The 20097-nt window shown below is 49.4% G+C and carries 15 protein-coding genes; 1 reads left to right on the forward strand and 14 read right to left on the reverse strand.

Annotated elements, in window-relative coordinates; translation table 11 throughout:
• Nucleotides 1–48 precede the first annotated feature (48 nt).
• Together AAIG11_RS15975 and iolG are read right to left on the reverse strand one after the other, a co-directional pair.
• Complete coding sequence (locus AAIG11_RS15975) at nucleotides 49–1008, reverse strand: sugar ABC transporter substrate-binding protein (protein WP_343187234.1); 960 nt, start codon at nucleotides 1006–1008, stop codon at nucleotides 49–51.
• Nucleotides 1009–1155: 147 nt separating this feature from the next.
• Entirely contained in the window at nucleotides 1156–2184 is a 1029-nt protein-coding gene (gene iolG, locus AAIG11_RS15980) for an inositol 2-dehydrogenase (RefSeq protein WP_343187235.1), read from the reverse strand.
• A gap of 378 nt (nucleotides 2185–2562) precedes the next feature.
• Between iolG and AAIG11_RS15985 the strand changes: the two genes are divergently transcribed.
• Nucleotides 2563–3618 (forward strand): LacI family DNA-binding transcriptional regulator, encoded by a 1056-nt coding sequence (locus AAIG11_RS15985; RefSeq protein WP_343187236.1) that lies wholly within the window; start codon nucleotides 2563–2565, stop codon nucleotides 3616–3618.
• Between the two features lie 40 nt (nucleotides 3619–3658).
• Here the strand turns inward: AAIG11_RS15985 and AAIG11_RS15990 are convergent, their stop codons facing one another.
• The 12 genes from AAIG11_RS15990 to AAIG11_RS16045 all read right to left on the reverse strand — a co-directional run bounded on the left by AAIG11_RS15990 (nucleotide 3659) and on the right by AAIG11_RS16045 (nucleotide 19805).
• Nucleotides 3659–4894 (reverse strand): competence/damage-inducible protein A, encoded by a 1236-nt coding sequence (locus AAIG11_RS15990; protein WP_343187237.1) that lies wholly within the window; start codon nucleotides 4892–4894, stop codon nucleotides 3659–3661.
• Between the two features lie 55 nt (nucleotides 4895–4949).
• Nucleotides 4950–7070, reverse strand: coding sequence for a M28 family peptidase (locus AAIG11_RS15995; protein WP_343187238.1), 2121 nt, complete (start codon nucleotides 7068–7070; stop codon nucleotides 4950–4952).
• Between the two features lie 50 nt (nucleotides 7071–7120).
• Nucleotides 7121–7696 (reverse strand): pyridoxamine 5'-phosphate oxidase family protein, encoded by a 576-nt coding sequence (locus tag AAIG11_RS16000; RefSeq protein ID WP_343187239.1) that lies wholly within the window; start codon nucleotides 7694–7696, stop codon nucleotides 7121–7123.
• A gap of 74 nt (nucleotides 7697–7770) precedes the next feature.
• Entirely contained in the window at nucleotides 7771–9369 is a 1599-nt protein-coding gene (locus AAIG11_RS16005) for a sodium:solute symporter family transporter (protein WP_343187240.1), read from the reverse strand.
• 424 nt (nucleotides 9370–9793) lie between these two features.
• Entirely contained in the window at nucleotides 9794–11110 is a 1317-nt protein-coding gene (locus AAIG11_RS16010; RefSeq protein ID WP_343187241.1) for a copper amine oxidase N-terminal domain-containing protein, read from the reverse strand.
• A 1-nt stretch (nucleotide 11111) separates the two neighbouring features.
• The gene (gene speB, locus AAIG11_RS16015; RefSeq protein ID WP_343187242.1) at nucleotides 11112–12026 is read right to left on the reverse strand and encodes an agmatinase; all 915 of its coding nucleotides are present in this window, start codon (nucleotides 12024–12026) and stop codon (nucleotides 11112–11114) included.
• A gap of 96 nt (nucleotides 12027–12122) precedes the next feature.
• The gene (locus tag AAIG11_RS16020) at nucleotides 12123–13721 is read right to left on the reverse strand and encodes a sodium:solute symporter family transporter (protein WP_343187243.1); all 1599 of its coding nucleotides are present in this window, start codon (nucleotides 13719–13721) and stop codon (nucleotides 12123–12125) included.
• A 68-nt stretch (nucleotides 13722–13789) separates the two neighbouring features.
• On the reverse strand, nucleotides 13790–14020 hold the full coding sequence (locus AAIG11_RS16025) for a MoaD/ThiS family protein (protein WP_343187244.1): 231 nt from the start codon (nucleotides 14018–14020) through the stop codon (nucleotides 13790–13792).
• A 3-nt stretch (nucleotides 14021–14023) separates the two neighbouring features.
• Complete coding sequence (locus AAIG11_RS16030) at nucleotides 14024–15784, reverse strand: aldehyde ferredoxin oxidoreductase family protein (RefSeq protein WP_343187245.1); 1761 nt, start codon at nucleotides 15782–15784, stop codon at nucleotides 14024–14026.
• Nucleotides 15781–16182, reverse strand: a complete 402-nt coding sequence (locus tag AAIG11_RS16035; protein WP_343187246.1) for a 4Fe-4S dicluster domain-containing protein — start codon at nucleotides 16180–16182, stop codon at nucleotides 15781–15783. The genes AAIG11_RS16030 and AAIG11_RS16035 overlap by 4 nt, the downstream gene beginning before the upstream one ends.
• A 206-nt stretch (nucleotides 16183–16388) precedes the next feature.
• A complete protein-coding gene (locus AAIG11_RS16040; protein ID WP_343187247.1) occupies nucleotides 16389–17627 on the reverse strand; it encodes a saccharopine dehydrogenase family protein in 1239 nt (412 codons plus the stop codon).
• A gap of 384 nt (nucleotides 17628–18011) precedes the next feature.
• Nucleotides 18012–19805 carry a sigma-54-dependent Fis family transcriptional regulator gene (locus AAIG11_RS16045; RefSeq protein WP_343187248.1) on the reverse strand — a complete coding sequence of 598 codons (1794 nt, stop codon included), beginning with the start codon at nucleotides 19803–19805 and terminating at the stop codon, nucleotides 18012–18014.
• Between the last annotated feature and the right edge of the window lie 292 nt (nucleotides 19806–20097).

The following is a 20097-nucleotide window of genomic DNA, read 5'->3' on the forward strand; positions in this document are numbered from 1 at the left end:
GGTTTTCCTCCCTTTCCCCATTCAGAATCAATCATTTATTTTTGGTGATTAAAACTCGTCAACGTTGTCAATAGTTACCGGAACAAAGTCGATCCAGGTTAACTGAGACGGTGAGTTGCCCTGAGCTGCCTGGTGAGCAATCTCGGTTCCCATGTTTCCCTGACCAAAGAGATCTTGGAGAACCGTAGCTGCCAGACTGCCTCCCTTGACAGCTTCTTTGGCATCGGGAGTTGCATCAACACCCATGACAAGCACATCGTCACGACCCGCTGCCTGAAGTGCCTGAACGGCACCCAGTGCCATTTCATCGTTATTGGCCAAAATGGCGTTCAGATCGTCCCCATAAGCTGTCAGCCAGTTTTCTGTCAAAGACATTCCCTGGTCACGCTGCCAGTTGCCGGTCTCTTTTGCCAGAATATTGATGCCGGGATACTGGGAAAGAATTTCTTCGTTTCCTTCAGTTCGCTTGATGGCACCTTCATTACTCAGGATTCCCATGAGAATTCCCACGTTTCCTTCTTCGCCCATCATTTCTACCAAAGCTTCGCCTTGCATACGTCCAGCAACAATTTCCTGTGAACCTACATAGTAGACACCTTCAGGCGGCTGATCTTCACCAAAGGGGTTGCGGTTGACATACACCAATGGGATACCGGCTTCCTGTGCAGCATCGGTAATGGGACCCATGGCGCTGGTATCAACAGGAACAACCACCAGTGCGTCAACACCTTGCTCTATCATGGTTTTTACCTGGTCCTGCTGTCGCACAACATCTTCCTGAGCGTCCTGAACCTGAATGGTCAGGCCATTGGCTTCAGCATAAGTTCGTGCTCCATCTGCCACAAAAGTCTGACCGGTGTCGTTCAGGTTACTGCTGGCATATCCGATGGTCATGGCGCCTTCTTCAGCAGCAGGTGCCTCAGTACCGCCACCTCCTCCGCCGCCGCATGCTGCCAGCAGCCCTACAGCAAGTACCAACACCAATAACAAGCTTAACTTCTTTTTCATTCTTTCTTCCCCCTTCTTTCTTGGTTTTTATTGTGGATCTCTGACACATTTATATTAACAGCTATGCCGTTAATATCGCTAACAGATATATCTTGTACTTCCAGCGGACCCGGTCTAATTCTATTCACACGGCGACACTGCCAGTGCTTACGCGTTGCGTACGTCAATCCAAACCAATTCCTGATCCCGGAAAGACCGGGTCGCCGCCTCAGCAATAATCGTCGCCCGGGTGCCGTCATAAACACTCACGTCCGGCTTTTCTCCCGTTAAGATGCATTGAGCAAAGGTTTGCAGTTCGTTGAGATAGGCTTGTTCAAATCTTTCCAGAAAGTTCTGGGCACACTCCTGTCGAACACCGTGCTGGTCAAGAATTTCCACCTGGTTGGCTCTGGGTGTTCCGCCGATTCGAAGGGTTCCATGCGTTCCGATAATTTCCGTTTCAATATGATATCCATGCGGTGCCGTTCTTCCAGCGACAAAGAAAGCCATGGCATCGTTTTCAAACTGCATTAAAGCAGATACATTATCGCCGTCATTAAAGGAAGCAAACTCGGGGTGGAGGTAGCAGCCGCCGACAGCATACACGCTTCGCGCTTCAGCTTGAAGAAACCACCTGGCCAGATCAATATCATGAACCGCCATATCCAGAAACTGGCCTCCACTGGTGGGACCAAACCGTATGGCACCTTCAATGGCTGATTCAGGGTCAATGCTATACCCTCTGAATAAAATGGGTTTTCCAATGGCACCTTCTTCCAGCTTCTTTTTCGCATACTGATAGGAAGGGTCAAAGCGCCGCATGAATCCAAGCATGAAAATCTGATCTGGATATGCCTCAACTGCTCGTTCGGCCTGCCGGCACTCATCAAGGCTGATCCCCAGCGGTTTTTCGCAAAAGACATGAAGTCCGGCAGCCAGCGCTTTTTCTATTTGACGGCAGTGATACCCGGAAGGAGACGCAATCAGCACTGCTTGAAGATCGCTTTTCTCAATCATTTCATCAAAATCCACATATCCTTCCGGAATTTGCCAGGTTTTTTGAAAGTCTTCGACTTCTTCAGGAATGACACTACAAACCGCCTGCAGTTCCAGGTGGGGTATGCGGAATGCCGCATTTTCAGCATGCTGTCGGCCCAAGCGGCCCAGTCCGACAATACCTGTCCGGATTTTTTTCAATGATCTTCCTCCGTTCTCTGAATACCCGTTTTCATTATAAACAATCAAGATTATCGTAAACGTTTGCATTGATTTCTAAGAAAATAGTATTGTATTTTGAGAAAATTGTCAATAGGCTTACTAAGATATTGCGCACGTTAAATTATTAACAAATTTTAAGGCTAGTTTTTCCAACTATTGCAGCATTTAAAAAAATATTCTTTTCAAATCCATCGAGGAAAACGTTCTTTTTAACTGTATATTCTTTTGAAAATCGCTTGAAATCAATGCAAACGTTTGATATTCTATTCACAAGGATTTTTACTGTTGATTGAACTTTTTGAAAGAATCGTGTATCGTATAGATAAAGCATGTCCCCGATGACAGGAGTGGTTCATGATGGCTGTTACCATAAAAGATATCGCCCGGAGGGTTGATTGTTCATATGCAACCGTTTCCAGAGCACTTAATAACAAGCCAGGGATCAATCAGCAAACCCGGGAGCGCATCATGGCCGTTGCGCAGGAAATGGGGTATCAGCCCAATGCCATTGCCCGGGGTCTGGTAACCCAGCGGACACACACCATCGGGCTGGTCATTCCTGATATTGTTAACCCTTTTTTCCCTGAAATTGCCCGGGGTGTGGAGGATGTTGCCAGCGAACATGGCTACACCGTTTTTCTATGTAATACCAACTGGAATATGGAGAAAGAGACGGTTTATCTCAAAGCCCTTCAGGAAAAACGGGTGGACGGCATTATCATTAAACCTGCCTCTGATTTTGACGGTCCTACCACTGGTGACCACAGCTATTTGGAAGATATCCAACTGCCGGTGGTGATTTTCAGCGGACAATCCAGCACTGGGCGCCATAGTTATATTGAGATCGATAACCTGCGGGGCGGTTTTATTGCCACCAAGCATCTCATCGAGGCTGGCTACCGACGGATCGCCTTTATCGGCGGAAGAAAAAGTTCGCATTCCAACTCCGAACGACTCAAAGGTTATCAAATGGCTTTGGAGAGTTATGATATGCCGCTTACCGATGAACTAATTGTTAACCATGATTTCTACAGCGAAAGCGGCTTTGCCCTGATGGAGGAACTATTGAAACTGCCCAACCCGCCCGACGCTGTTTTTACCGGTAATGATATTATTGCTCTCGGAGTGCTGGAGTGTCTTCAGCTCCATCGCATCCGCGTTCCTGAAGACTTCGGCGTGGTGGGCTTTGACAACATCATTTTTTCCGGTTATCCCCAGATTCAGTTGACCACCATTGCTCAGCCCAAGTATCTCATGGGAAAATATGCGGCAGAGGTGCTGCTCAATGAAATTAATGGCAGTGCCACCCGGGGCGTTCGCAAGACCATTCTTGAGCCTGAGCTGGTGATTCGCAAAACCACCCGCAAACTGAAGTTTCCCTTTAACGCTGTCAAAGTTGTCAATCATAGTTAAAAGCACCGCCGGTTGGCGGTGCTTTTCATTTTATTTGTTTTTAGTCTGCTTTTTTCAGTTCCCGCAACAACCAGCACAACGCCATATTGGCGGCAAAAAAACGAATCCGGTTGCGGTCGCCTCCAAAAGAAATGCGGCGCGTAAGTGTTTCTCCCGCCAGATGCAGGCCCATCCAGATAAGTCCCGCCGGTTCTGCAGGATCCTTAGAAGGCCCTGCCCAGCCGGTGACCGCTAGACCGATCGCTGCACCACTGATTTCAGCCACCCGCCGGGCCATTGCTGCTGCCATTTCACTGCTGACAGCACCAAAAGCCTCCAGTTTGTCGGGTTCAATCCCCAACTGTCTGATTTTCGCCTGATTTGTGTAAGGTACCAACCCTTCCAGCAAACAGGCGGACATTCCCGGCACATTCACCAATCTTCCTGTGAGCAGTCCTCCCGTCAGGGATTCCGCCACGGCCATGGTTAAATTCCGCTGCCGCAGCAGCAAGTAGATGCTTTCTTCCAGAGAAGTATTCCCCTGGCCATAGACCAGCTCACCCAAGGCTTCCCTGCATTCTTCCACCGCTGGTATCAACAATATTTCCGCCGCTTCTTCCGTGTCGGCTCTGGCAGTGATCCGCACATGCACTTCCCCTTCTTTTGCATAGGTGGCAACGGTGGGATTGGACTGCCCGGTGATCAGGTGCCTCAACGCCTCTTCCACATTGCTCTCGCCGGTGCCGCACACCCGCAGTAACCGGGACTGAAACGTCTGGCTTAAGTGGGGTTTCAGCCTGGGAATGACCTGTTCCTCAAACATGGGAATCATTTCCCTGGGTGGCCCGGGCATCATAGCCATATAGCGCCCCTGATCTTCAATCCAGCAGCCTGGTGCCGTTCCCGCCGGATTGGGCAGAATGACAGCACCTTCAGGGAATGCGGCCTGTTTCCTGGCATTCTCAATGGGTGCAGTTCCCCTTTTTTCATAATAGCGGCGGATGGGTTCCCATATTTCAGGGTGATCCACCATGGTGCGGCCAAAATAACTGGCAGCCGTTTCCTTGGTCAGGTCATCCTCCGTGGGTCCCAGACCGCCAGAAATCACCACCAGATCTGCCCGGCCATAGGCATGGGCATAGGCTTCCAGAATCCGTTCCGGATTATCCCCCACCACTGTCTGAAAGTAAACGTACACTCCCAACTCCGCCAGGCGTCTGGATAAATACTGGGCATTCGTGTTGACAATATCTCCCAGTAACAGCTCCGTTCCGATGGATAGAATTTCTGCTCGCATGGTCTTTCTCCTTTATGGCTTGTTTTAGTTCATTTCTCACGCCATCATTATCTGATCATATCAAAACTTCATCCGCTGTCAAGTGGAGGATCAGCTCTTGCACCAAACCATCCAGATCATCTTCTTCCCACTGACGAAGCATTGCTTCAAGCCCCTTCACCTCTCTTTGAAGGCATTGTCGCAATGCTTCTCCCTGCTGCTGCCGTTGATGCAGAAGAAGCTCCATCTCTCCATTAAAATCCACATTTTCCCCGCCTTTATCGAGCACCTGTATCTTTTCCTGAATGGCAACCAATGGGCGATACAGATCAATGGCTCCCATCACCCGACCCGTTCCCCAATACTGGTTATGTTGCCGGTCTTCCCCCATCACCTGATGAGTGAAGTGAGTCACCACCTCCCGGGAAAAATGGGCGCTGATCCACTCATCTTCAATTTGAATAAGAAACTCCAGTGCTTTATCTGGTTCCTGGAGCTTCAGATGCTCTAAGGCCGCCTCCAGCATGAGAATGTTCTGTTGGAAATGTTCATGTCCGAAAATGGGAACATCAGACCAGTCCAGACGGAGAAAAAGATCCTGAAAACGTCGAAACCATTCCAGCAGGAACTGGTTTATTCTGCGACACTGTTCACGGCAATCTGATCTCTCCTTGTGTGTATCACTTTCATGGATGGACAGCCGACGGTTTATCTTATCGAGCTTCAATATAAGGTTTTTACTTTTTCTTTCCATCTCTTCAATGGCTTTTCTAATGCTGAGCACTTCTCCCTGAAACCATTCACCAGTTTCGATGCGAAGACTCTCCTTCAACCGCACTGCCTGATGGGAAAAATCCAGCATTATCAGGGGGGCATCAGTCAGATACAGCGCCAACAGCCCATAGAGCTGTAAATGGTGACGGAACATTGCTTCATCATAGGTATCCGGGTTATCAAACTGGCTGTGGTAAGTGGTAATGAAAAAATCATTCACCTCTCCCTGTTTATTGGTGAGAAAGGCATTCACCATCCCCGGAATCCCCGCTGCCGTATAAGACCAGTCATCCGACCAGGAAAACTGCCGATATCCCGTTTCATAGGGATCACCCCGGAATGTCTTCAGTTCATCCGGTAAAATGTGCCGAAAGCTTTCCAGCATGGTGAAAAGCTCTGGTGCTGCTGCTGTGTAATGACTATTGGGAAAGTGACAGGCAGGCAACTCAAAGTTCAGATAGGCGAGGGTTTTTCCCGTCCATTCCCGGCGCACCCGGTTAACCTGATTCCAGGCACCCACCGACCAGTCATAGCGAGTATCCAGTGCACCGGATTCTTCAGCTCCATGAAGAATAAACACCAGATCCCGGTCAGGGACAATGCCGGCATCTACGATCCCTTTGGCAATGGCCAGAGTGAGTCCTACTGCGGCATTGTTATCCTGAAAACCCCAGAAATGGCAGTCATAGTGGTCGCCCACCAACACTTGTTCATGGCGGTTTTTACCGGGAATCACCCCTGTCAGATTGTAGCTGACACCGGACGGATCTATATGGTTATCCACCTGAAGCGTGATATTGATACCACCGGCGGCATGTCTTTTTTTCAACCAACACGCGTCTTTTCGGCTGATGCTTACGCAAGGGATGGTAACAGGACCAACAAAATCCTGGCAGTTTAAGGCTTGCTCATCTCCCATTGAAAAACCACCACTGCAACTGCACACCAAAGCCACCGCTCCCCGATGGGCGGCTTCCAGCGCCGGATAAGTGATCCACCAATCGTTGCGCATGTCGATATCTATCAACACGATTTTTCCCGTCACATCCAAACCTTCATAGTCTTGACGTGTTCCCCGGCCAACGGGCACAAGGGGTGCTGTCACTCCTTCAGGCTCAGTGCCCCCCGAAGGGTAGGCGTAGGGCCGGATGGTCTGCCCTTCCGCATACAGACTGGCGTTTCTGAACTCCCATTTCACAACGGGAAACGCCTCTTTCTTCACTTCTTTTAATCCAATGGCTTTCATTTCCTGAAACAGCATTTCGGCTGCTTCATGTTCTGCCTGACTACCGGCATTCCGCCCACCTAACGGACTGTTCACCAGTGGATGAAGTTTCATGGCAACGCTGTGGGCGTATGTCACTGAGGCTTTGCTCAAATAATGCTGCCAGTGACGTGGCAGATGAATGTTGTCACGACTCATGGTTGTCCCTCCCCGATGGATTGTGGGTCACTGCCTTGCGATTGATCTGTTTAAGATCCTTTTGCTTCCTTGTAATGAAGATGTTCGACAGCAATTTCATAGACATGGGTGACCGTCATCATTTTTTCGTCATATGGGAAGGCTTCTCCCGGTGCATGATGCGCCATCAATCGGTCCAGCCCCGCCTTCTTTTCCGCCGGATCTGTAAGGAGCCGAGCAATACCTGTTCCCACGAGGCTTCGGTATTTCATGCTCCAGTGACATGCTTCAGGATGCCTCACAACAGTCACATCTGCGTCCATTTCAAAGGCTACCCGGGGGTTTCGACTTAAAATATCCACTTTTGTGCCTTTTGCTCCTGAATGAAAATAAAGCTTACCTTCTCCCACTCCAAAATTCACCGGCACCACATAGGGCTGTTCACCGTCACACAATGCCAGTCGTACCACCGTTGCATCCTGCATCAGCTTTTCCACAGCTTCCCGTTTTGTCTCCCAGTGGTTCATGTTGACAGCCTCCTTTTCATTATTGTCATTGATACTGCATGTTAGCAGTTCTGAAAAGGGCTTAACCACCCGATGACGGTTAAGCCCTTTTATTTTGGTTTCATGGAGTTGCTGGTTCATTTGCAATCATGTCAAACGTTTTAGTGCTTTCTGATTCTCTAGCACTTTATACATTCTGAGTTCTGATGAAGCAGTCAGGATTTTTGCCAGAAAAATACCCGGCTGTCCATGGGTTCTCCCTTGGCATTAACGAAGGGTTTCGGCGGGTCAGAATGCTGGGTTTTCAGCGAAACCACAATCATCGCCACCAGTCCTGCAATGGCTCCCGGAATCAATGCCATGTACAGGGCATCCCAGATGGCCCAATCCATATAGACCTGTCCTTCCACCATCACACCCATATTGGCTTCCTGGGTGAAGGGAAAGAACAGAAAGAAAGAAATCGCTGTGGTTATGGCACCTGTGTAGAAAGAAGCCAGCGCACCTCTTGCATTTCCCTTTTTCCAGAAAAAGCCGCAAATATAAGGAACAATGATGGTAACCAACGAAATGGATCCAGTGAAAACAATGAGTTTGTACACCGTGCTGAACATCAGCGCAATCCCCATGGCCACAACCGCCACCACCGGAATGGCAATGCGCATCACACGCAATTTTTGCTTTTGTGTAGCTTCTGGCACGTATTTGGGATAGATGTTATTTCCAATCATGGTGGAAACAATCAGACAGTTATCACCCACCGTACTGATGATCGCCGCTGTCAGTGCAACAATGAACAGCACACCTGCCCAGCTGGGCAAAAAGTTTTCTGCCACCCATGGAAGCACATATTCTGTCTGTTCCAAAGGCAGCTCCAGTCCATAGGTGAACATGGCAATACCTATCAGTACCGGGATCAACCCCAGCACCAGGTATAGCACACCACTGATCATAAAACCCCGCACTGCTGTTTTTTCGTCTTTTGCAGCCAGCACACGCTGCAGCAGTACCTGGCTGTTTAAGTCTCCAATACCCAGTGATGCCCAAGCCGACAGGTAGTACACAATCCCCAGAATGCCGGTGTACCAAATGAATCCGCCGTCATCAGGAGCAACAGGAATCATGGCAAAGGGTGGCAACTCACCCCAGTTTGCGGCATTGGCGATGAACTCACTCCACCCGCCCACTTGGGTAATAACCACCGGAAACATGACGAAAAGCCCTGCAATAATGAGGGTAAATCCAATGGCATCCACCCGTGACAAAGCCCACAATCCACCAAAGTAGGTCACCAGAACGACAACAATGGTGGCAATCATGGTGGCGGGAAGCATTCCCACGCCCGTGGTCAGATTGACAATAATTCCCAGTGCCACCAACTGCCCACCCAGCCAACTGGTGGCCGACAGCACCTGAATCAGCAGGTAATGATCTCCCATGCGTTCACTGTATCGGGTGCGCATGAAGTCCACTACGGTGCTGAACCGGGACTGGCGCAGTCGCCGGGCAAAGAAAACAGCCACCAGCACCATCATCAGTGCAGGTGCGAAGGGGTCCCAAATGACACCCTGAAATCCCCACTTATATGATTCTGCAGCTGCTCCCATAATGGCACCGGCACAAATCCAGGTGGCCACGATGGAAGGTACCATAAAGGGCAGTGTCAAATTACGACCTGCCAGGGCTAAATCATCCGACTCTTCAATACGACCAGAATAACGGAATCCAAGATAAAGAATGGCAATGACATAAACACCCAGAATACCTAAAATCCATTTTGAAGATTCGAAAACTGTAATCACCGATTGCTCCATCATAACGCCTCCTGTCATGGTATCAGGTTAGGTTATGCAGCATACCAATCGCGTGGCTCCAGTATTTCGAAGGCTTTCAGTCGTTACAGGGGTCTCCCCGGCCTCTGCAGCAGGCTGCAGTGTCTTGCGAAATGGCTGTATCGTCCCGTGTGGTTATTGCTGTAGTGAACCTTGTTGCCCATTCATCTACATCGATTCAACTTTTCTATATACGCATCCCTCCCCCTGTTGTTGTCTCCATATGTGGTATGTTGCTGTCAAGCCGCACACACGGATCCCTTCAGTTCCTCTTTATTGTACACCCAACAAGACTTTGGCGCAATATTAAGAAAATACAGGCAGCCCTATGGCCACCTGCACTTTCCTGAAATGTATTGTCAAAACACCCACTCAGCCCTCTGTTGAAATAGCTGCTCCTATCTAATTACTCAAGTTCTGGTACATGTGCCAGTTCCGGTGCTTCCGTGTCAATTCCCAAAAGGGCGACAATTTCACCGGCAGTATTATAGATAGGGGCAAAGGCAGATTTCATCACTTCGTCATCTATCCAAATATGTTGAGCTGCTGCCGGAGTACCGCTGAAGGCCAGCAGAAACTGGGGCTCCATGTCATATTCATCACCCATCTCCTCTGGAGAATCCGAATCTGAAATCAACAGCGTAGGATCTTCATCGGTCCCGGATTTAATAAGGGTATAGACATAAGTGACTCCATTAGCCTTCTTGATTTCTTTCAAAATGGTCCGGAAAGCTTCATTTTCAGGGGTATCCCATTCATCTGAAGCGACAATGACTTCGTGCAGGTCACCCATTTCTCCCTTAAGCATTAAGGCACCGGTGGCCGCAATGGCTTTCACCTTTGTGCCGATGAGGGCATTGGCATCATGGTTCATGGGATTGTACACGGTATCGATTCCCAAAATCGCCACGACCTGTCCGTCAGAATTGTAGATGGGTGCGAAGGCTGACTTCATCACGATACCCTCATCATCCCAGAAATGGACAGCATAGGCTGGCTCACCTGCGAAAGCCTTCAGAAACTGGGATTCCATGTCATATGCGTCACCGTACTCGTCAGGAGAATCTGAATCTGATATCAACAGCGCCGGATCTTCATCAGTACCTGATTTAATAAGGGTGTAGACGTAAGTGACCCCATTGGCCTCCTTGATTTCCTTCAAAATTGCCCTAAAAGCTTCATTTTCAGGGGTATCCCATTCGCCAGAAGCAACGATGGCTTCATGAAGATCACCCATTTCTCCATTTAACATCAAGGAGCCGGTAGCAGCGATGGCTTTGACATATTCAGAAAAAAGACGGTTGGTGCGGGTGATGATTTCAACGCTTTTAGCGGAAGCATTCCAGACGACTTCGTGTCCAAAGGCTCGGGCCACCGATGCCAGCGGCGCCCAGAGCCTATCCGCTTCCATGGTTAAAGGCTGGTCCAGCATTATGGATTCGCCGTCCAGCAATGCTTTTGATTCGCCAACTGTCAACACCATGGTTTTTTCTGCAAAGGTCAGTACCAGCTCATCCTCCTGCCACTGGGCGCCGACTCCCATGAGCTCCTCCAAATCATCCACAGAAATCATGGCACGGCCATCCTGCAGAACAAGGCTTGTCGCCGCCTCTTCAGTGTCCAACATCAAACCAACCGGTTCCTGGGCATAGGCCCCGGTACCGCTCAACACCATGACCAACGCAAGGACCATCACTAACCACTTTGCCATCTTTTTTTTCATGCTACCCCTCCTTTAATGAATTGAGCTGCCTTCGAAACAACACACCAAACACTTCGTAGATTACTTTAAGCGCTGCCCAGCTGGTGATATTGGAGTGGTCCAACGGAGGCGACACCTCCACCAGATCCACCACCTGAATGGGCAGGCGGGTCATCAGCGCCCGTACCATTTCCATCAGCTCCCTGGATGACAGCCCGCCTGCTTCCGGAGTTCCCGTACCCGGTGCATAAGCAGGATCCAGCACATCAATGTCCAGTGTCAGGTAAATCCGCCGGTAACCCTGGTAACGTTCCACCAGTTGTTCCACCACAGAGGCCGTCCCCTGAAGGTAGACATCACGAGCCTTATACAGGGTGATTTCCGGGTGCTCGTCAAAAAAATCCAGTTCTTCTTCCATGAAAGAGCGCAATCCAACAAAGCTTAACCCTTCAGGATCCACATTGTTCAGTTCCACCGCACGGCGCTGAGTACAGGCGTGGGACCAGCCGTGACCGTCATACTCAGAAATGATGTCCGGGTGGGAATCAAAATGAATGATCCCTATCTTTTCATCAGGATAAGCACTGGCAAAGGCAGTGATCAGTGGAATGGTGACAGAATGGTCTCCTCCCAGAAACACACAGGGTTTTCCTGTGGCGATCAGTTCACCAGCTTTCTTTTCCACTGCTTTGTAATATCGTTGCCAATCCAGCATCACCGCCACATCACCGACGTCACACACCTTCAGCTCACCAAAACAGTCACCTTCTTCTGTTACCGGCGGCAAAATCCTGGAAAGTTCCCGCATACGGTCAGGCGCCTCTGCTGCTCCTTTGGCATTGCTCACTGCCCCATCAAAAGGAACAGCCATCAACAATACATCCGCTGCCGCCATTTCACCGGTGGCATTTTCTCCCCAGGGATGTGGGTATTTCATTTTCGTCACCTCTTTCCAACAATCTCACCAGTGGTGATAGAGAGCCCCGGGAAACCCTGAAACAGGGGCCCCGGAGTTCTTCAGCAGGTGAGTATCTTATTTAGACCAAGAGAAGATGCCATCTGTCATGGGGTTCCCCTTGGAATCCGTAAAGACTTTGGGAGGATCAGACTGCTGCGTTTTGAGAGACACCACAATCATGACCACGAAGGCCAAAATGGCTGCCGGCACCATGGACATATAGAGGGCATCCCAGATGGCCCAGTCCATCGCCAGACCGGCTTCAATGATTTCTTCTTCAAAATTGGACTCCTTTGTATAGGGGAAGATCATGAAGAAAAAGACCACCCATGAAATCAGCCCTGTAAAGAAGGAGACAATCGCACCTTTTGCGTTGGCTTTTTTCCAGAAGAAGCCCAGCACAAAAGGAGCAAAAATGGTACACAGTTGCAATGCACCCGAGAACACGATGAGTTTATACACCGTTTCAAAGTACAGAGCAATGACCAGGGCCATGAACATGGTCACTGGAATGGCGATTCGCACCATTCGAAGTTCTTCCTTGGGGGTGGCATCAGGCTTAAAGTACTTGAACAGGTTGTGACCCGCCATGGTGGCACAAATCAGACAGGTATTTCCCACGGTACTGATGATCGCTCCTGCAAGGGAAACCACAAAGAGGACAGAAGCCCAGGGAGGCAGGAAGTTGTCTGCTACCCAGGGAAGCACCATCTCCACCTTATCCAGCGGCAGGTCCAGCCCCCAGGTGTACATGGCTATCCCGATGGCCACAGGTATCAATCCAATAAACAGGTACATCACGCCACTGATGATAAAACCCTGTCGCGCCACTTTTTCATCCTTGGCTGCCAGGACACGCTGCAGGATTACCTGACTGGGAACATCTCCAAGCCCCAAAGCTGCCCAGGCTGAAAGATAGTAGGCCAATCCCAGAAAACCTGTGTACCAGAGGAACCCGCCATCATCGGCAGCAACAGGTGTAATGGCAAAAGTGGGTACCTCCAGCCAGTTATCGCCTTCTGCAAAGAAGACATCCCAACCGCCAAGTTCACCAATAACGATGGGAAGCATAATGAGAAGACCCACAATGATCAGTACCAGCACGATGGCGTCAACTCTCGAAAGCGCCCACAAACCGCCAATATAAGACACTACAATCATGACAATGGCAGCAATCAAAATGGCTGTCATCATGCTGAAGCCGGTGGTCAGATAGACAATCACACCCAGGGCTACCAGCTGACCACCCAGCCAGCCAATGGCCGACAGCATTTGTACCACCAGGTACAGCATACCCATTCGCTTACCAAATCGGTCGTTCATAAAATCTATTACAGTGGTATAACCCGATTTCCTGAGCCGATGGGCAAAGAAAACACCGACGATGAGCATCATCATTACCGGAGCAAAGGGATCCCATACAACTGCCTGCAAACCCCCGGTATAGGCTTCTCCGGCAGCCCCCATCATGGCACCGGCACAAATCCATGTAGCCAGAATGGATGGTACCAGAAAGGGGAGGCTCAAGCCCCTGCCTGCCAGCACCAGGTCATCCGACTCTTCCACTTTACCGGAATATCGAACTCCCATGTACAAAATCACCAACACAAACAATCCAAGAAAAATCAAGATTAAATTAGCTGATTGAAATACACTTACAACATCTTCTCCCATTAAGATATAACCTCCTTGTGAGTGTCACTGCTTTCCATTCGTCAGCTGTCACAATCCGGTTTTACTCATCACCCCCCCGACACCGGCGGAAACACCGTCACCACATCCCCTTCAGAAAGTGGCCGGTGCTCTTCCACCTTTCTGCCTCCAATGGAGACGAAGCTATATGACATTTCAGGGATTTTCAGGTGACTGATGAGATCAGCCACCTGCCACCCCTTCTCACCTTCCACTGACAACTCGCGGCAGCCATTTCCATATCGGCTTAATGGTCCTGCGAGAATCACATGAATCAACATGGGTTACAACTCCAGTACTGCTGCTTTTTCATCAGAAATAATGCCCTCTGCCGTCCAGCCCCGGAGATGATAATACTCCGCCAGCATTCTGTCAAAGTCTTCTTTGGGAATCTTTTTACCGGCAGTGGCTCCTGATTTCAAAGCATCATTGAAAATGCGGTTGGGCAGTGTATCATGGGTGCCGGTAAAACCTTCTCTTATATTGAAGGCACGGGCGATATTCACGACACGCTCACCAATCGCCAGCAGCTCTTCGGCGGTGTAGTCGGCCCCGGTGATCAGGTTAAGCACTTCTGCCATTGCTTCTTCTCCCGCCGCCCAAAAGTCGCAGAGAATCAGGGAGAATTTAACGGCATTGGAGTTCTGCATTTCCATCACCAACTGTGCTTTTCCTTCAACAGTAAAGGCATCCACATCACCATATGCTTCAACAGCAACAGGCCAGGCTCTCATATGACAGGCACCCCGATCAGATGTGGCATAGGCCAGCCCCATTCCCCATGAGCCTCGGGGTTCGTAACCAGGAAACTCCAACCCCTTCACCTGCATTGCAAAATCTTCGCCGCCATAACGCTTGGCAAGTTCCCTGGTGCCCAGCCCCAGTTCCACACCAATACCCTCTTTTCGGGCGATTAGCTCAGGTACCTTCAGGTAGCTTTCCACATCACCAAATCGAAGGCCAAAATCCTTGATGCCTTTTTCTGTCAACTCCATGGCAAAAGCAGTGGTGTTTCCAACGCTGATGGTATCCAACCCCATATCATCACAAAGGTCATTGAACTTCACCACTGCGTCCAGTTCGCCAATGCCACAGCTGGAGCCGCAAAGTGCCAACGTTTCATACTCAGGCCCCTCCACAGCACCGCGCCCCGTTTTAGTAAAGTTACCGCAACCAAGGGCACAGCTTCCACAGGCTTTTTTGCCGGAACGGGCTTTTTTCATAGCTTCTGAGTCGATGCCCTGATAAGCGCCAAAGGTGCCGTCCTGAAAGTTATGGGTTGGCAAAATACCCGTGTTATGAGACATTTCAACCAACATCGCCGTTCCATCGGTATAGGCCCACAGGTTGTCATCTGTCAGGGTGTCTGAACGCATGATTTCGTTGATCCGGGTAATGGCCTCCTGAATAGAATGGACCTGCACACCGCCAGTTCCCTTCACCAGGAATCCCTTCAGTTTCTTACTTCCCATGACAGAGCCGATGCCGCCCCGGCCAGCCTGGCGATAGTAGTCAGAATTAATACAGGCCATGGTGGAAAGGTTTTCTCCGGCAGGGCCGATGGAAATCACTTTCATATCTTTGCCATGAGCTTCAATAAGTGCGGTTTCTGTTTCATGGGAGCCTTTTCCCCACAAATCATCTGCTGGTAAAAATGTAATGTGATCGTCTTCAATCTTCAGCACGCCCGGTTCATCCAGTGCCCCTTCAAGAATCACCGCATCGTAGCCGGCAAATTTGATCTCAGAGGCAATGTGGCCGCCGATGGAGCAGTCCAGAATGGTGCCGGTGGCTGGTGAACGGGAAATGATGGCCAGCTTGCCAGAACAGGGAACAGTGGTGCCTGTCAGTGGCGCTGTCATAAAAATCAGTTTATTTTCAGGGGAAAATGGATCAGTTTGGGGCGTCAGTTCTTCATAAAGGTATTTAATTCCTAAACCTTTGCCACCAATATATTTTTTTGCCCATGTCATGTTCAGGGGTTCTGTGCTCCAGCTTTTGCTGCTCAGGTTCACGCGCAACACCTTATTTTGATATCCCATCATGCTGAGGTGCCCCCTTTCAACATCAACGCTCCATGAGGACATGATTTGACACACCAGGGATCACCTTCACATAAATCACAAATCCCAACGTCTTCCTCTTTCTGTACAATTACGGACTGAGGACAGACATCCACACAGACACCACAGTTGATGCAGTCTTCTCTGGTATAATGGAGTCTGCCGCCTTCCAGTGCAATGGCATCCGTTGGACAGGCACGCACACAGGAGCCACAAAGTATACAGACATGTCCTTCAATTTTCAGATCTTTGTTTTCATAGTGACTGCCCACCCGCAGTCTGCCCAGTCGCGGGTTAAACATTTCCTCATGAGAAGCCGAACAGGCTAACTCGCATAATTTACAGCCAATACAGTTTTCCTGAACAAATTTTAGTCCCACACAGATTCCCTCCTTTGTCTCAGGTTCGTCTTTTATTGCATCGATGCTATTGATAAAATGATCCGGCACAGACACCCTCTCAAACATTAAAATCGACACACACACACACACAACACGCAGGGATTTTTCAGCAGGCGGGGGCGCCTGCACCAAAGATCATTTTATACCGTGCCAAGGCCTTGCTCAGGTAGTATCTGCAATCTGCCTTACGCCTTTTGTGCCTCTTTATAGGCAGAGTCCCGCTCCTGTAATCCGTAGGGGAAGTCATAGGCAGCCATCAGTTCCATAAAGGGTTCCGGCGGGAAAAATTCAGGTCCCTGAACGCCGGTGGCTTTCCAGAGGCCTTTAGCCAACAGTTCCATCATCAGCACAGGGGGGAAGGCTGTTTGCGCCACGACCGCCTGTGAGTTGTAAATTTTCATGCATTCCTGGTTATCTGCCACTTGATACAGATAGATTTCCCGATCCAAACCGTCTTTTCGACCGGTTACCCAGGTGCCGGCAACAGTTTTGCCCGTCATTTTGGGACCGATGTACGCCGGGTTGGGAGCTGTAGCTGCCACCACATCCCGGGGCGAAACCTCAACCCCATTCACCTTTACCTTCTCTGTACTGGCCAGCCCCAGTTCCTGGAGGTTCTTCAGCATAGTGATAAAATCTCTGCCCAGACCAAACTTAAAGGTGACGCGCTTTAGTCCCTTGTCAAGATAACGAGGTACCAACAACACCTCTTCGTGTTCCACATTCACCATTTCCACCGGACCAACTTCCGGCAGATCAAAAATTTCTTCCCCGGAGAAGGGCTCTGTGGTATACCAGCCTTTATCACGTTCCCAGATCACCGGCGGGTTGAGACATTCTTCGATGGTGGTCCATATGGAGAATCCAAAGGGAACCGTGTAGCCTTCCACCTGAAGATTATTGCCATCCCGGATTCCAATCTCGTCAATTTCATCAAAAAGATGATCGTGGGCATAACGGGCAAAAACATCAGCCATTCCCGGTTCAACCCCTGATCCCACTAATGCCAGCAAACCCTTATCTTCCCACTTTTGGGCTCTTTCAAACTGATAATCGCCCAGTTTGACATGGGATTTTTCATAGGGTGCTTCCGGATGAGGATGGGACAAAGTCATGGCCATGTCCATATAGTTGCACCCTGCTTCAAAAGCAGCGTCAAAAATGGATTCATTGAAGGCCGGTTCGCATCCATTGACAACAATATTCACGCCATACTTCTTCACCAGCTCTTGAATCTGCTTTCCATCACGGGCATCCACCTGCTCCACCGGGTATTTCTCCGGATTACCAAGTTTTGCCTGTACTTCCTTGGCACGATTCAAATTGTAATCGGCCAATACCATCATTTCCAAAAAATCCCGTTTGTCTGCAATGGACGCAATGGCTTCACCCACACCGCCAACGCCAATCAAAAGTACTTTCATCAGAAAATCCTCCTTTTTTTTGTTCATTTTCCTCCGGTCACTCTGATGATCGCGGTGTTAGGTGAAATCCCAAGGTAAATCCCTGTATGCGTCAAACATGTCAACCCCTCACTTTCACTTTTGGTGTTTAGTGTCTGGTGACGCACCTTCTTACATTGCAAAATTCATACCATAATCCCTCTTCCATGGAATTAAAGAGTAGAACGCCGCCTTTTGCTTCAATATTTAGATAAATAGGCCAATTCTCACTCTTATTTTCCCGCCGCACACTTCCCACTTCGATCCCATTTTTCTCAAATATGATACACGATAATGCAAAAAGGCTCAAAAACTTACTTTTCAGTTTATTCTCATATTTGATATTCATTGTCTTAATTCTCATTTTTAAGAAATGCGATACTCCGACAATTTTCGGTACAAAGTTGCACGGCTGACTCCCAGTTCTTTGGCAATGATCAGCTTGCTCTCGTGGGTGCTCCCATGCTCCCGAATCTTATTCAGAAGAATTTCTTTTTCGATATTTTTCAACTGTTCCTGAAGGGAAGAATACCTGAGCATCTGCCCCGGCTCCACCAAAAGATGCTGCAGTTTGGGCGGTACTGCATCCATTTCCACAGATCCCCCAAAAGTCATGTTCACACCATACTCCACAGCATTTTCCAGTTCTCTCACATTCCCTGGCCACTGATAACCTGTGAAAAGCTGCTGCACATCGTCGGAAAAACCCAGTATTTTTTTATTCATGAAACCGTTGTACTTTTGGAGAAAGTAGCGGGCAAGGGGTAAAATATCTTCTTTGCGTTCCCTGAGAGGCGGCAACACCAAGGGAATGACACTGATGCGATAGTACAGATCTTCACGAAACATCTTGTCCCGCATCATCTCTTCCAGATTCCGGTTGGTGGCCGTGATCACCCGCACATCCACCTGAATGGTTTTATTGCCTCCCACACGCTCAAATCGCCGGTTTTGAAGAACATGAAGGAGTTTCACCTGCAAGTGGAGGGGCATATCGCCAATTTCATCCAGAAAAATAGTGCCTGTATCTGCCAACTCAAATTTACCGACTTTTCCCTTGTCTCTGGCACCAGTAAACGCACCTTTTTCATAGCCAAACAGTTCACTTTCAAGAAGCGTCTCCGGAATGGCTCCGCAATTAACCGTGATGAAGGGGCCGTGACAGCGGCTGCTGGCATAATGGATGGCCCGGGCAAACAGCTCTTTCCCTGTGCCGCTTTCACCTGTAATCAGTACGGTGGAGTTACCTTTTGCAACCTGCCGGGCCCGGTTTTTTGCCCGATGCATCCGCTCACTGTCACCAATGATATCCTCAAAAGTGTAAGTAATGCTCATTTCGCTCAGATTGTATACCAGCTTACGAGCTTCCACAATATCTCTGAAGGAGACCACCAGCCCACGAATATGATCCTGATCCACAATGGGTTTGACCGTCACAATGAAGTGAAGGTTCCGGTTGCCATTTTTTAGGATTTCTTCCTGTTCAGTATACCCCTCGCCGGATTTCAGAACTTCCAGCGCCGGCGATCCGGGCATCAGTGCTGCCAGATGACTTCCAATGAGCTCTTCCCGATTTATTTTCAGTAGCAGGGCTGCATTTGCATTACAGTATTCCACCATCCCCCGGTCATCCACCGCCAACATGCCTTCGTGGATGGTTTCCAAAATGGTGGCCATTTCTTCCCGGGTGCGCTTCATTTCCAAGATCATAATTGTTTCAGAGGCTTTGGCACCCAGCAAGTCTGCCATTCGTTCGACAAAAAGCTTCAATTTCTCTTTTTCGATCAGTAAATGCTGATGCTGTTCCCTGGTAAAGGCCACCAACCCTATCACACCGATGATTTTGCCACCGCTGATGATGGGTGTGCAGATTTCTGCAAGTTCCTGGCGCTTACCAAGGCGGGTCAGCGGATCGTATGTCAAGTCACTGAGGGCTTCTTTGACAAAAACGGTTTTCCCCTCCCGCAGCACCCGTGCATAAAGAAAATTTGATTCCAACTTCCCAAGCTCTTCTTTTTCTCCCAGGCGATCCTCATAAGGACCTGTTCCGCCAACAATGGTCAGTTCGTGATCGACGATTTCCGTTTCAAGACCCACCGCCAGCGAAATGGCTTCAGCCACCTGCTGGGTTGTTTCACGGATCTCTGTTAAGTTGGGCATGTACTCACTCCTTCCTGCCCCGGCAGCTTCCCAGGAGAAGCCGCCGGTCTTCGACAGGTAACATGTTGATCAACGGCGATTCACGATGCGCTCCCTTATGTTTATTTCGCGAAACAAGTGTCCAATTCCTGCCTGTGATGAAATTAACGAGCGTATTTTTCCAAAGCCGCCTCCAGAATATCCAGCCCCGCCTGGAGCTGTTCATCGGTGATCACCAGGGGTACCAGGAAGCGAATCACATTGCCCCGGGCCCCGGCACTGAGGAGCACCAGGCCGTTCTCCCAGCATTCTT

The organism is Anoxynatronum sibiricum, from assembly GCF_039414295.1.
Taxonomy (GTDB): Bacteria; Bacillota; Clostridia; order Peptostreptococcales; family Tindalliaceae; genus Anoxynatronum; species Anoxynatronum sibiricum.